This is a genomic window from Arsenophonus endosymbiont of Aphis craccivora, from assembly GCF_013460135.1.
In the GTDB taxonomy this organism is placed as follows: domain Bacteria; phylum Pseudomonadota; class Gammaproteobacteria; order Enterobacterales; family Enterobacteriaceae; genus Arsenophonus; species Arsenophonus nilaparvatae.
Genome location: NZ_CP038155.1, coordinates 117,647 through 130,614, shown reverse-complemented (window position 1 = coordinate 130,614; position 12,968 = coordinate 117,647). Strand labels below are relative to the sequence as shown.

Genomic DNA, 12,968 nt, shown 5'->3' with positions numbered 1-12,968 from the left:
TTGCATAAACCTATGGTTAAAACAGTTATGGCAACACCTATTAAGCATAAAAATTTTAAATTTATCCCTGGCTTATTATTAACGGGTTTTGTAACTACTATTGCCGTTTATCTTGGTAATAACGAATGGTTTGCCAATATTGGACTAAGTGCTCTAAGCTTGGCTATTTTATTGGGCATTGTGATTGGAAACACCGTTTATTTTGCCGTAAAACCCGTTTGTGATGAAGGGATCAGATTCGCTAAACATTATTTATTAAGAACCAGGATTATTTTGTACGGTTTTCGTTTGAGATTTCAACAAATTATGGATGTAGGCACGATTGGTATTATGACCGATTTAATTATGCTAACTTCTACATTCTTAATTGCGCTGTTACTAGGCAAAGATTTTTTCAAGTTGGATAGTCAAACCACCATTTTGATTGGAGACGGTAGTAGCATTTGCGGCACAGCTGCGGTTTTAGCAACCGAGTCTGTCATCAAAACATCGGCAGATAAAGTTGCCATTGCGGTAGCAACCGTCGTTATTTTTGGTACCTTGGCTATTGTTCTCTATCCGTGGTTTTATCATCTAAATCAAATACATCACTGGTTTTCACTTGATCCGGCTCAGTTTGGTATTTTTGTTGGCTCGAGCGTTCATGAAGTTGCTCAAGTAGTTGCTGTTGGACATGCGATCAGCCCTGAGGCAGAAAACAGTGCGGTGATCAGTAAAATGATCCGCGTTATGATGTTAGCACCATTTTTATTGATATTATCAGGTTATCTAAAGCGCAAAATGGTAACTAGCAATTTATCGCAATCAAAGCCCACTATTGTGCTCTCTTGGTTTGCAATAATTTTTATTATCATTGCATACATAAACTATTTTCATTTATTGCCACAAATTTTAGTTCAATCCATTATTACCCTTGATACTATTCTATTATCTATGGCGATGGCTGCACTTGGATTAACTACACATATAAGTGCAATTCGACAAGCCGGGGTCAAACCACTGGTGATGGCTTTGTGTCTTTTGGGCTGGCTAACTATCGGTGGGTTATTTATAAATTCATCGATGCAATCTATTTTTCATTAACATCAGATAAAATTTTGTTTTTTATCTCCCCTGTCGTTAACAAACAGACATTATTAATGCCTAAATGACTTAAGCCTATGCATTTCATTTTTTAAGCCAACAGTGTCATAATTAAAATAAAATTAGGAGAAAAAAATGAAATTTGTTGGAGCCCACGTCAGCGCTGCTGGCGGTGTTGATCAAGCCGTACTCCGTGCCCACGAAATCAATGCCACAGCCTTTGCTCTTTTCACAAAAAATCAGCGTCAATGGCAAGCTCCACCACTAAAACCGGAAACAGTTGAACAATTCAAACTAAATTGTAAAAAATATGGTTTTGACCAACAGCAAATTCTGCCACACGACAGCTACCTTATTAATTTAGGCCATCCTGAAACAGAAGCACTAAAAAAATCACGCGCCGCTTTTTTGGATGAAATGCAACGCTGTGAGCAATTAGGTATTACTTTGCTCAATTTTCACCCAGGTAGTCATCTGAATAAAATTAGCGCTGATGTATGCCTCGCCCGTATTGCTGAGTCAATCAATATTACTTTAGCGCAAACTAAAAATGTTATTGCTGTGATTGAAAATACCGCCGGTCAATGCTCTAATTTAGGATTTAAATTTGAGCATCTGGCAGCGATAATTGAAGATATTGAAGATAAACAGCGAGTTGGTGTTTGTTTGGATACTTGTCATGCTTTTGCAGCAGGTTACGACTTACGAACAAAAGAAGCTTGCGATAATACTTTTGCCCAATTTAATAAAATTGTCGGTTTTCAATACCTACGAGCAATGCATTTAAATGATGCCAAAAGCCAATTTGCCAGCCACGTTGATCGCCACCAAAGCCTAGGAGAAGGTAATATCGGTTACACAGCTTTCAGCTATATTATGAAAGATAACCGCTTCGATAATATACCTTTGATCCTAGAAACCATAAATTCTGAGCTCTGGCCTCAAGAAATCGCCTGGTTAAAGTCGCAACAATAAACAATCTTCAACAAATTTATCGTTCTTACAACAGATGAAAATTAATCTAGTACGGCTATTTTTTATTGGTAAATAGCCGTAGTGTATAACTTTTGTTGTGATTTTATGATGTAAAAAAATAGATCAATATTGCATTATTGTCTGTTTAATCATCATCTCACTAGGCAATTATTTATAAAGCTTAAAACAAAATTAGATCAATAAATTAGCAGAAACCTTTTTATTAATTTATCAAAATCAACCCTCGATCAAATACAGCATCCGAACACTAGGGTTAAAACCAATTTTAACTAACTGGCGAAAATATTAATTTACTTAAATATCATACCTAATGTATCATCAAGCTAGTACACAAAATCAATAATAAAAGAGGCAGTTATAGTAATGGCTAACGAAGTAATACAAAATATCAAACGCCCTTCCATATTTGGTGGTGCTATGATCATCGCTGGCACTGCCGTCGGTGCCGGTATGTTCTCCATTCCTATTGTCACTTCTGGCGTCTGGTTTACCGGTTCAATCATTTTATTAGTTTATACTTGGGTATGTATGTTTTCTTCTGGTTTAATGATTTTAGAAGCCAACATGAATTATCCTTCTGGTGCAAGCTTTCATACCATGGTTAAAGATTTACTTGGCACACGCTGGAATTTGCTAAATAGCATTTCAATTGCATGTGTTCTTTATATCTTAACTTATGCTTATATTTCAGCCGGTGGATCGATCATTACACATAATCTTAATAAGATCATCCCCATAAATCACCCTATGGCCGGTTTAGTATTTAGCTTATTGATCGCGTTTGTTGTTTGGCTATCGACTAAAGCGGTTGATCGTCTAAGTACAATTTTGATTGGCGGTATGGTTATTACTTTTATCATGTCTGTCAGTGGCATGTTTAATAGTGCTTCATCCTCCATCTTATTCAACAAAAATAGTCTGGATACAGATTATTTACCTTATGCATTTATTGCTCTACCTTATTTACTAACCTCTTTTGGCTATCATGGTAATGTGCCCGGCTTAGTGAAATATTATCATAAAGAAAGTAAAGCAGTTGTTCTGAGTTTGTTATATGGCACTTTTATTGCTTTAGTCATTTATATCTTATGGCAATATGCCATTCAAGGTAATATACCGCGCACTGCCTTTAAACAAATTATTACTGAAGGTGGTAATATTGACTCGCTATTAAAACAAATGGATCACAGCACTAATAACAATATTATAAAACAGTGTTTAAATCTGTTTTCTTATATGGCTCTTGCAAGTTCATTTTTAGGTGTGACACTTGGGTTGTTTGATTTCATTGCCGATTTTTTTAAATTCAAAGATAATAATCTAGGCCGTTTAAAATCCGCTTTGATAACCTTCATTCCTCCTACCCTTTTAGCTTTATACTACCCTGATGGTTTTATTCATGCTATTGGTTTTGCTGGTCTAGCGGCAACTATATGGGCAGTAATTGTGCCGGCAATGATGGCTAAAGCTAGCCGGAAAAAATTTCCTCATGCGGTTTATCATGCACCTGGCGGTAATCTATTAATTTATTTTGTTATATTTTTTGGTTTGATTAACGCCGTTATCCATATATTAGCGCTATTCAATATTTTGCCTGTTTATAAGTAGCGCTTCGATGGCCAAGATTAATTTCAACGCCTCATACTTCGTGCTGATAGTTGTCATGATACAAATTCTTAGTAAGCATCACTTTGTATTCTAATTGCCGGTAATTTTATTATAAAATTGGGATTATACTTATTTAGGCTTTGTTGAATAAATCGAACTTTTAGGTGATTGGCGGAGCTGATCGCTAAATTCGTTTCAACATCAGGTCCCCATGGCAAAGCAAAAGTTTAAAATTACCAACTGGCCCGCGTACAACAAGGCACTCAGACAACGCGGTTCCCTGACGGTCTGGCTTGATGAGTCGGCCATCGCTGGATGGACTGACAGTTCTTCGCCTGAAGGTCGTGGCCGGCCGCTTTACTACAGCGATATGGCTGTTACCACTGTCCTGATGATGAAGCGTGTGTTTAACCTGTCGCTCCGGGCATTACAGGGCTTCGTTGATTCGATTTTTAAACTCATGTCTTTGCCGCTGTGCTGTCCGGACTACTCGCTGGTCAGCAGACGAGCAAAGAGCGTCAACATCAGCATAAAAACGCCAACGCGTGGTGAAATCTCGCATCTGGTCATCGACAGTACCGGTCTGAAGGTCTTTGGCGAAGGTGAATGGAAAGTCAGGCAGCATGGGGCTGACAGACGAAGAGTGTGGCGCAAGCTTCATCTGGCAGCAGACAGTGTGACTCATGAGATTATCTGTGCCGACTTATCGCTCAGCGGAACGACAGATGCGCAGGCACTGCCGGGCCTGATTAACCAAACCCACCGGAAAATCAGGGAAGTGTCAGCAGACGGTGCTTATGACGCCTGTTACTGCCACGATGCGTTGCTAAGAAAGAAAATCAGGCCCCTTATCCCGCCGCGAAGCGGAGCGAAATACTGGCCGGACAAGTACCATGAACGTAACCATGCGGTGGCGAATCAGCGTCTGAGCAGGAGTAATGATATGTGGAAAAAGAAAGTGGGTTATCACCGGCGTTCAGTGGCAGAAACAGCGATGTTCCGCATAAAAACTTTGCTGGGTGGCCATCTGAGGCTGCGTGACTATGAGGCTCAGGTAGGTGAAGCAATGGCGATGGTCAAAGCGCTGAACCGTATGACGTTGTTGGGTATGCCACACAGCGTCAGGATCGGATAACAGCTGTAGCAGAGGGAGCCATCCTGTCGGCTAATTCTGATTTATTCAACAAAGCCATTTTTAGGCTGAATTAAAATTATTATTTGTTGCAAATTAGTTTATGAATATGAAAAGAATTAAAGGAATAATATATTGTAGATGATTTATTGTTTATCAGCTGGAATAGCGAGAAAACGATGAATAGCTCGGATGACAGCTGCTGGATTTTCAGCATGCACCCAGTGGCCACATCCCATAATAATCTGTCCGTGAGCTTGTGGAAATTGAGCAATAATATCTTTGCGATAAGCTTCGCTAATATAATCGGAAAGGCCACCACGAATAAAAAGAACGGGATGCGGCCAGGCTGGAATCGTTTTCCAACTCATCAATTGACGATATTCTTTTTTTAAGACAGGCAAATTAAATTTCCATTTACCTTTATCAAATGATTTTAATAAAAATTGAATTTCACTTTCTTCACTGATCATATTACGCATAATAATAGCCGCGTCTTGCCGTGAAGTTACGTCTGCTTGTATTACTGCTTCTAAAGCGGAAAATATATTCTCATGGCGATTAATTTGATAAGTAACTGGCGCAATATCAATAACCACAATTTTTTCTATTAGTTGTGGCGCTATTGCGGTCATCGCCATTGCTATTTTTCCACCCATTGAGTGTCCGATAGCGATAACACTTGTTTGCTTTAAATGCGTTAGTAGCTTTAAAACGTCTGTTGCCATTTCAGAATACAGCATCGTTTCCGCCCATGCCGAGTTGCCATGATTGCGAATATCGAGTTGAATAACGGTGAAATAATCTTGTAAATTGCGTGCCAATAGGCCTAAATTTTGTCGATCGCCAAACAGGCCATGGATGAGTACAATCGCAGCTGAAGAGATAGGATTTTCCGGTTGATGGATGCGATAATTTAGCCAGTTATTTAGCAACATATTCATATTAGCTTTTGTTAGTTAATAATTATTATAATGACATGGATATAATGAGAAACCAACAATTATCAACTCGATAGGTAGCAATATTTAAGTTAATGTTGGTGAGTGAAAGGGTAAGTACCACGATAATATTTTACTATTTATATAAATAATGTGACTAATTTCCGATTTCAATAAAGATCTCTTTATTCATCGTAAGGTAAAGTTATTAAGCTGTTTCTATACTCATTGAGAATCAAGACAAAAAACTTTTTTATTAAAAGACTAAGCTTAAGTAATTGAAATATTCATTGTTTTGTTTTTTAATTTTATATCTTATAATTGGCAGGGCTTTGTTGAATAAATCGAACTTTTAGGTGATTGGCGGAGCTGATCGCTAAATTCGTTTCAACATCAGGTCCCCATGGCAAAGCAAAAGTTTAAAATTACCAACTGGCCCGCGTACAACAAGGCACTCAGACAACGCGGTTCCCTGACGGTCTGGCTTGATGAGTCGGCCATCGCTGGATGGACTGACAGTTCTTCGCCTGAAGGTCGTGGCCGGCCGCTTTACTACAGCGATATGGCTGTTACCACTGTCCTGATGATGAAGCGTGTGTTTAACCTGTCGCTCCGGGCATTACAGGGCTTCGTTGATTCGATTTTTAAACTCATGTCTTTGCCGCTGTGCTGTCCGGACTACTCGCTGGTCAGCAGACGAGCAAAGAGCGTCAACATCAGCATAAAAACGCCAACGCGTGGTGAAATCTCGCATCTGGTCATCGACAGTACCGGTCTGAAGGTCTTTGGCGAAGGTGAATGGAAAGTCAGGCAGCATGGGGCTGACAGACGAAGAGTGTGGCGCAAGCTTCATCTGGCAGCAGACAGTGTGACTCATGAGATTATCTGTGCCGACTTATCGCTCAGCGGAACGACAGATGCGCAGGCACTGCCGGGCCTGATTAACCAAACCCACCGGAAAATCAGGGAAGTGTCAGCAGACGGTGCTTATGACGCCTGTTACTGCCACGATGCGTTGCTAAGAAAGAAAATCAGGCCCCTTATCCCGCCGCGAAGCGGAGCGAAATACTGGCCGGACAAGTACCATGAACGTAACCATGCGGTGGCGAATCAGCGTCTGAGCAGGAGTAATGATATGTGGAAAAAGAAAGTGGGTTATCACCGGCGTTCAGTGGCAGAAACAGCGATGTTCCGCATAAAAACTTTGCTGGGTGGCCATCTGAGGCTGCGTGACTATGAGGCTCAGGTAGGTGAAGCAATGGCGATGGTCAAAGCGCTGAACCGTATGACGTTGTTGGGTATGCCACACAGCGTCAGGATCGGATAACAGCTGTAGCAGAGGGAGCCATCCTGGCGGCTAATTCTGATTTATTCAACAAAGCCCATTTAGCAACTAATATCGCTGACGCTAAATTAAAAATAAATCAGCCTATTAATGAGGCAAACGATGAACAGCAATTGCTAAATAGATTAATCGCTGAAGGGAAAAAACAAGGTCTAGATAGCTTTTATATCACGCGGCTTTTTCAAACAATCAATCAAGATTTCGTGTTAACGCAGCAGGCTGTTTTTCAGCAACACTTAAATCCGATACCAAATAATTCTGGCCAAATTGCTTTTTTAGGCCCTAATGGATCCTATTCTCATCTTGCAGCACGTCAATATTCAGCACACCATTTTATCCAATCAATTGAATGTAGTTGTGATAAATTCGAAGATATCTTTGCTTTAGTCGAGACAAAGCAAGCTGATTACGGCATTTTACCTATAGAAAATTCTAGTTCAGGTGCAATTAATGATGTATATGATTTACTGCAAACCACTCCACTTTCAATCGTAGGCGAAATGCGTTTACCTATTAATCACTGCCTACTAGCAATAACTAAAGTACCATTATAAAATATTGAGACGGTATATAGCCATCCACAACCATTTCAACAATGTAATCAATTTCTACAGCAATATACTAATTGGAAAATTGAATATTGCGATAGTAGTTCCAGTGCTATGCAAAAAGTGGCTAAAATTAATTCAGCTAAAGTGGCTGTATTGGGTAGTGAAATTGGCGGCGCGTTATATGGCTTGACCATTTTAGAACATAATATAGCCAATCAATCGAATAATATGACCCGTTTTATTGTTATCGCACGTGATGCAGTACAAGTATCAGAGCAAATTACCGCTAAAACTACATTATTGATCGCGACCAGCCAACATGCCGGTGCTTTAGTCGATGCATTATTAGTATTGAAAGAACATAATATTGTTATGAGTAAATTAGAATCTCGCCCTATCGATAACAAACCATGGGAAGAAATGTTTTACATTGATGTACAGGCAAACTTACTCTCATTAGATATGCAACATGCTTTAGAAAAGTTAACTGCAATGACACGCTCAATAAAAATTTTAGGCTGCTACCCAGCTGATAATTTAGTATCTACCGATGTTGCTAACTAAAAAACCGGTTGTATAACCGGTTTTTAAAAAGTATTAATAACAGTAAATTAACGGCTAATATCATTAGCTTGTTGTAATAATGTATTACTTTCTTGCATGAACCGTTTAGCATCTTGACCAAACCATTGGCTAATTCTCTCAAATTGAGAAATAAACTCTTCCTTATCTTTCTCTTTAAGCAATCCAACAGAATGACCAAAACTTTGGTAATATTTAGCAATTAAATCAATGTCTTGATCGGATGCCATAATAATATCTGCATAAAGCTGTGGATCCTGAGCAAACAGACGTCCAACCATTGCTAACTCTAATCGATAAATAGGCGATGAAAGGGTTAACAATTGTTGCAGATCGACTTTTTGTTCTGATAAATATCGTCCATAAGCAAAAGTAGTAAAATGACGAAGTGCCTGGATAAATCCCATACATTTATCATGTTCTACAGCATTAATTTTATGTAATCTGGCTCCCCAAACAGTAAATTGTTCTAATAACCATTGGTATGCTTGTGGATTTCTCCCTTCACAATAAATAATAACCTGTTTAGCAATACTATTTACATCTGAGCCAAACATGGGATGTAAGCCAACAACAGGCCCATTATGCACTGATAACATAGCTTCAAGCGGTTGCTGCTTAATAGAAGATATATCCATCAATAATGTATCTTCATACAATTTTGGCAATTTATGGATAACTTCTAGCGTTGAGTGAATGGTAACACTAATCATTACTAGCGCCGCATTAGCCAATAATTTATCAGCTCTATCCCAATCTTGTTCGCTCAAACTATGAACTTCATAGCCCGAGAGTCTAAATAAGCGACTAAATAATTTTCCCATCCGACCTTGGCCGCCTACAATGATAATCGGCCCTAGATCAGCATTTAATTTTTTAAATCCTTGATTATTTTCATGTAGGTAAGATTCTCGCATAATGCGGCGTAAGATATCTTCAATCAGATCAGGAGCAATACCTATTTTTTCCGCTTCTTTGCGACGCGCCTCCAACATTGAAGCCTCACGCTCTGGCACATAGATAGGTAACCCTTGTTGGCTTTTTACCTCACCAACTGCCGTCACTAATTGCATTCTTTTTGCTAATAAAGCTAGTAATGATTTATCGATTTCATCAATTTGTTGACGTAATTGTAATAATTCTGCTGACATCAATTTACCTTGAATTAACTTGCTTTTTCTAGGGTTTTAATACGCTCTTTAAGTACTGAACGAATTTTAGTATGTAATTTTCTTAATACTGCCTCTGTTGTTTCCCAACTAATACAAGCATCAGTGATAGAAACACCATATTTCATTTTAGAACGTCATTGCTCTGAAGATTGACTTCCTTCATTAATATGGCTTTCCAGCAGCATACCGGTAATTGACCGATTACCATTTGTAATTTGTTCAATAATAGATTCAACAACCTGCGGTTGACGGCGAAAATCTTTTTGGGAATTATCATGGCTTACAATCAATCATTAAAGAGGGTGATAAATTAGCATTGCGCATCTGTATTTCACAATTTGCAATATCTTGCACACTGTAATTTGGCTTTTCCCCTCCTCTTAAAATGATATGACCATCAGGGTTACCTTGCGTTTGTAATAAACAAACCTTACCTGATTGATTGATACCCATAAACCGATGTGGCATTGCAGCAGCTTTCATTGCATTAATTGCTGTAACTAAATTACCATCAGTACCATTTTTAAAACCAACCGGCATGGAGAGTCCTGAAGCCATTTCACGATGTGTTTGCGATTCAGTTGTTCTAGCACCTATAGCGGACCAACTAAATAAATCACCTAAATATTGTGGGCTATTTGGATCAAGTGCTTCTGTCGCTAATGGCAATCCCATATCGACAAGCGATAATAGTAGTTTACGTGCGATATGTAATCCTTTTTCCATATCAAAAGAACCATCCATCATTGGATCGCTAATCAGACCTTTCCAGCCCGTAGTGGTGCGTGGGTTTTCAAAATAAACCCGCATGACAATATATAAACTATCACTCAGTTCGATTGCTAGCTGCTTTAAGCGATGAGCATATTCCAGCGCTACATCTACATCATGGATAGAACAGGGGCCACAAATGACTAACAACCGTGGGTCACGATGCTGAATAATATCAGCAATAATTCTGCGAGATTGGCTAATTATTTGCTGGTTCTTATGATCCAATGGATAATATTTTTTAAGTTCTTTCGGTGTAATTAAAATGTGTTCATCGGAAATATTAACATTATTAAGCTCATTTTTTTGCATGATCATTATTTTTACCTGTTTAATTTTTTTCCTACATTGCATTACACCGATTTGAAATTCAGCTATACCATAACACTCACTGTAAATAATACAATCCAATGGCGACGAAAAATAGTAACATTTACTTTACTAATAAAATAAAAGCAGAACAAAAAACACATAATATAATGAAAATAAACAAAAAAATTTACACTTCAAATAAAGAAAAATATTTTCCCGTTTATAAAAAATTACACAAAAGATTTAATGAAAATAACAACGAATAATGCAATAAGCTGAAAATAGCTAATAAAAAAGCTCGCAAAAATCGCGAGCCTTTAAGATTTTTAGGATGAAGCGAAAAGCGAATTATTTAGTGTTCAAGCGCTCTTTAATACGAGCTGCTTTACCAGAACGCTCTCGCAGGTAGTACAATTTAGCTCTGCAAACAGCACCACAACGTTTAACTGTGATACTGTCGATAACTGGTGAATGTGTCTGGAATACACGCTCAACACCCTCACCATTAGAAATTTTACGAACAGTAAATGCTGAATGCAAACCGCGGTTACGAATAGCGATAACCACGCCCTCGAATGCCTGCAAACGTCTTTTAGAACCTTCAACCACCCATACCTTAACTTCTACGGTATCTCCTGGACGGAATGAAGGGATATTTTGCTTCATTTGCTCTTCTTCAAGCTGTTTAATAATGTTGCTCATAATTACTCTCTTACCCTAGGTAAACTGATATATACAAGACAGTGTGATAATACAATGTCTCAATTAATACGTTGCTGTTCTTCATATTCCTGTTGGAATTCTGCCAACAACATTCTCTGCTCGTCAGTCAGAGCTAGGCTTGTTAGAAGTTCAGGTCTTCTAAGCCAAGTTCGGCCTAGTGACTGTTTTCTTCTCCAACGCTCTATTTCAGCATGGTTGCCCGACAATAAGATGCTCGGAACTTCCATACCTTCTAACACCTCAGGACGGGTATAGTGAGGACAATCAAGTAACCCAGTCATGAAAGAATCTTCTTCCGCTGATGCATGATGCCCTAATACACCAGGAATAAACCGGGAAATTGAATCGATCATTACCATTGCAGGTAATTCTCCTCCGCTAAGAACATAATCACCAATTGACCATTCTTTATCAATTTCAGTTTCAATGATCCGTTCATCAATACCTTCATATCGACCACAAACCAAAATAAGCTTTTTATTTGCCGTCAATTGGCAAACACCTTGCTGATTAAGTTTGCGTCCCTGTGGTGAAAGATAAATTACTTTAGCATCTTCACCGATCTCAGATTTTGCTGCATGAATGGCATCTCTAAGAGGTTGCACCATCATCAGCATACCTGGACCACCGCCATAAGGGCGATCATCTACAGTGCGGTGCCTGTCGTGAGTATAATCTCGCGGATCCCAACACTGTATATTCAATAGGCCATTTTTTACTGCACGACCTATCACTCCATACTCGGTTATTGCGCGAAACATTTCTGGAAACAGGCTAATAATCCCAATCCACATCTTGCGTTCCACTCATAAAACCTTCAATCGGCGTTTAAAATCCAGGATCCCAATCTACTTCAATTGTCTTAGTAGTAAGATCAACGTTTTTGATCACCTGTTCATCAAGAAACGGTATTAGCCGTTCTTTAATACCGAATACATCTTTCAGATTTGCCTTGATTACCAGTACATCATTTGAGCCTGTTTCCATTAAATCATGAACATAGCCCAAACTATAACCTTTAGTAGTTATGACCTGGCAACCAATTAGATCCTTCCAATAATACTCACTACCTTCAAGTATAGGTAGTTGTGCTGAATCGACGATAATTTCGTAATTAGCCATTGAATTAGCAGCACTTCTATCATCAATATGCTTTATTTTGATGATAATATCTTGGTTATGATGTTTCCAACCTTCTAATTCCAGTTGTTGCCACTGACCTGAACGTTGAATAAACCAAGGCTGATACTCAAAAATATCTTCGCTATATTCGGTGGATGAAAAAACTCTGAGCCAACCACGAATGCCATGCGCAGAGCCTAATTTTCCTAACACAATAGGATTAAAAGGGATCTTAAGGCAAACCTCTTTGCTCACCACCACCACCGTAGTAAATTAAGCTGCTTTTTTTGCTTGTTTGATCAGTGTCGAAACACGATCAGAAACTGATGCACCCAAACCAACCCAATTTTCAACACGATCTAAATCTAGACGCAACTCTTCTGCATTACCTGATGCGATAGGGTTAAAAAAGCCTATACTCTCAATAAAGCGACCATCACGTGCATTACGGCTATCTGTGACAACGATTTGATAAAACGGACGCTTCTTTGCGCCACCACGAGCTAAACGAATTGTTACCATAACATCCTCATTAGTTAACAAAACAACCAGACCCTATCGAGGAATAGAGTCTGGTTGTATATAAAAAGCCTAAAGATTATACTCTTTTTTCAGATAAAAAGCAATCAA

12 protein-coding genes and 2 pseudogenes are annotated in these 12,968 nt (G+C 38.7%); 6 read left to right on the top strand and 8 right to left on the bottom strand.

The annotated features are described in order from the left end of the window. Positions 1–27: 27 nt before the first annotated feature. From E3U36_RS00660 to mtr, 3 genes are all read left to right on the top strand, one after another. Positions 28–1,083 (top strand): YeiH family protein, encoded by a 1,056-nt coding sequence (locus E3U36_RS00660; RefSeq protein ID WP_238337470.1) that lies wholly within the window; start codon positions 28–30, stop codon positions 1,081–1,083. 135 nt (positions 1,084–1,218) lie between these two features. Next, positions 1,219–2,058, top strand: a complete 840-nt coding sequence (gene nfo, locus E3U36_RS00655) for a deoxyribonuclease IV (RefSeq protein ID WP_180816772.1) — start codon at positions 1,219–1,221, stop codon at positions 2,056–2,058. A 384-nt stretch (positions 2,059–2,442) separates the two neighbouring features. Further along, a complete protein-coding gene (gene mtr / locus E3U36_RS00650; protein WP_180816771.1) occupies positions 2,443–3,687 on the top strand; it encodes a tryptophan permease in 1,245 nt (414 codons plus the stop codon). A gap of 68 nt (positions 3,688–3,755) precedes the next feature. Here mtr and E3U36_RS00645 read toward each other — a convergent pair whose 3' ends face one another. Further along, entirely contained in the window at positions 3,756–3,905 is a 150-nt protein-coding gene (locus E3U36_RS00645) for a hypothetical protein (RefSeq protein ID WP_180816770.1), read from the bottom strand. Here E3U36_RS00645 and E3U36_RS00640 point away from each other — a divergent pair. Next, the gene (locus tag E3U36_RS00640) at positions 3,899–4,822 is read left to right on the top strand and encodes an IS5 family transposase (RefSeq protein WP_180816040.1); all 924 of its coding nucleotides are present in this window, start codon (positions 3,899–3,901) and stop codon (positions 4,820–4,822) included. The genes E3U36_RS00645 and E3U36_RS00640 overlap by 7 nt on opposite strands. Positions 4,823–4,965: 143 nt before the next feature. Here the strand turns inward: E3U36_RS00640 and E3U36_RS00635 are convergent, their stop codons facing one another. Next, the gene (locus E3U36_RS00635; RefSeq protein ID WP_180817470.1) at positions 4,966–5,757 is read right to left on the bottom strand and encodes an alpha/beta fold hydrolase; all 792 of its coding nucleotides are present in this window, start codon (positions 5,755–5,757) and stop codon (positions 4,966–4,968) included. 406 nt (positions 5,758–6,163) lie between these two features. On the opposite strand from E3U36_RS00635, the gene E3U36_RS00630 reads away from it, so the two are divergent. Together E3U36_RS00630 and pheA are read left to right on the top strand one after the other, a co-directional pair. Further along, positions 6,164–7,087, top strand: coding sequence for an IS5 family transposase (locus E3U36_RS00630; protein WP_180816040.1), 924 nt, complete (start codon positions 6,164–6,166; stop codon positions 7,085–7,087). A 20-nt stretch (positions 7,088–7,107) separates the two neighbouring features. After that, positions 7,108–8,220 (top strand): annotated as a pseudogene (pheA, locus tag E3U36_RS00625) (bifunctional chorismate mutase/prephenate dehydratase). A gap of 47 nt (positions 8,221–8,267) precedes the next feature. Here the strand turns inward: pheA and tyrA are convergent. The 6 genes and pseudogenes from tyrA to rpsP form a co-directional block, all read right to left on the bottom strand. Continuing rightward, the gene (gene tyrA, locus E3U36_RS00620) at positions 8,268–9,389 is read right to left on the bottom strand and encodes a bifunctional chorismate mutase/prephenate dehydrogenase (RefSeq protein ID WP_180816769.1); all 1,122 of its coding nucleotides are present in this window, start codon (positions 9,387–9,389) and stop codon (positions 8,268–8,270) included. Between the two features lie 14 nt (positions 9,390–9,403). Beyond that, positions 9,404–10,493 (bottom strand): annotated as a pseudogene (locus E3U36_RS00615) (3-deoxy-7-phosphoheptulonate synthase). A 348-nt stretch (positions 10,494–10,841) separates the two neighbouring features. Next, positions 10,842–11,195 carry a 50S ribosomal protein L19 gene (rplS, locus tag E3U36_RS00610; protein WP_180816768.1) on the bottom strand — a complete coding sequence of 118 codons (354 nt, stop codon included), beginning with the start codon at positions 11,193–11,195 and terminating at the stop codon, positions 10,842–10,844. A gap of 59 nt (positions 11,196–11,254) precedes the next feature. Continuing rightward, positions 11,255–12,010 (bottom strand): tRNA (guanosine(37)-N1)-methyltransferase TrmD, encoded by a 756-nt coding sequence (trmD, locus tag E3U36_RS00605; protein ID WP_180817469.1) that lies wholly within the window; start codon positions 12,008–12,010, stop codon positions 11,255–11,257. 34 nt (positions 12,011–12,044) lie between these two features. Further along, positions 12,045–12,593, bottom strand: a complete 549-nt coding sequence (gene rimM / locus E3U36_RS00600; protein WP_180817468.1) for a ribosome maturation factor RimM — start codon at positions 12,591–12,593, stop codon at positions 12,045–12,047. Positions 12,594–12,611: 18 nt separating this feature from the next. Beyond that, positions 12,612–12,860, bottom strand: a complete 249-nt coding sequence (rpsP, locus tag E3U36_RS00595) for a 30S ribosomal protein S16 (protein ID WP_180816767.1) — start codon at positions 12,858–12,860, stop codon at positions 12,612–12,614. Positions 12,861–12,968 lie beyond the last annotated feature (108 nt).

Bases quoted from the DNA above. Each gene is read 5' to 3' on its own strand.
- E3U36_RS00660 (WP_238337470.1), top strand. From the start codon at position 28: ATGGCAACACCTATTAAGCATAAAAATTTTAAATTTATCCCTGGCTTA.
- nfo (WP_180816772.1), top strand. From the start codon at position 1,219: ATGAAATTTGTTGGAGCCCACGTCAGCGCTGCTGGCGGTGTTGATCAA.
- mtr (WP_180816771.1), top strand. From the start codon at position 2,443: ATGGCTAACGAAGTAATACAAAATATCAAACGCCCTTCCATATTTGGT.
- E3U36_RS00640 (WP_180816040.1), top strand. From the start codon at position 3,899: ATGGCAAAGCAAAAGTTTAAAATTACCAACTGGCCCGCGTACAACAAG.
- E3U36_RS00635 (WP_180817470.1), bottom strand. From the start codon at position 5,757: ATGTTGCTAAATAACTGGCTAAATTATCGCATCCATCAACCGGAAAAT.
- E3U36_RS00630 (WP_180816040.1), top strand. From the start codon at position 6,164: ATGGCAAAGCAAAAGTTTAAAATTACCAACTGGCCCGCGTACAACAAG.
- tyrA (WP_180816769.1), bottom strand. From the start codon at position 9,389: ATGTCAGCAGAATTATTACAATTACGTCAACAAATTGATGAAATCGAT.
- rplS (WP_180816768.1), bottom strand. From the start codon at position 11,195: ATGAGCAACATTATTAAACAGCTTGAAGAAGAGCAAATGAAGCAAAAT.
- trmD (WP_180817469.1), bottom strand. From the start codon at position 12,010: ATGTGGATTGGGATTATTAGCCTGTTTCCAGAAATGTTTCGCGCAATA.
- rpsP (WP_180816767.1), bottom strand. From the start codon at position 12,860: ATGGTAACAATTCGTTTAGCTCGTGGTGGCGCAAAGAAGCGTCCGTTT.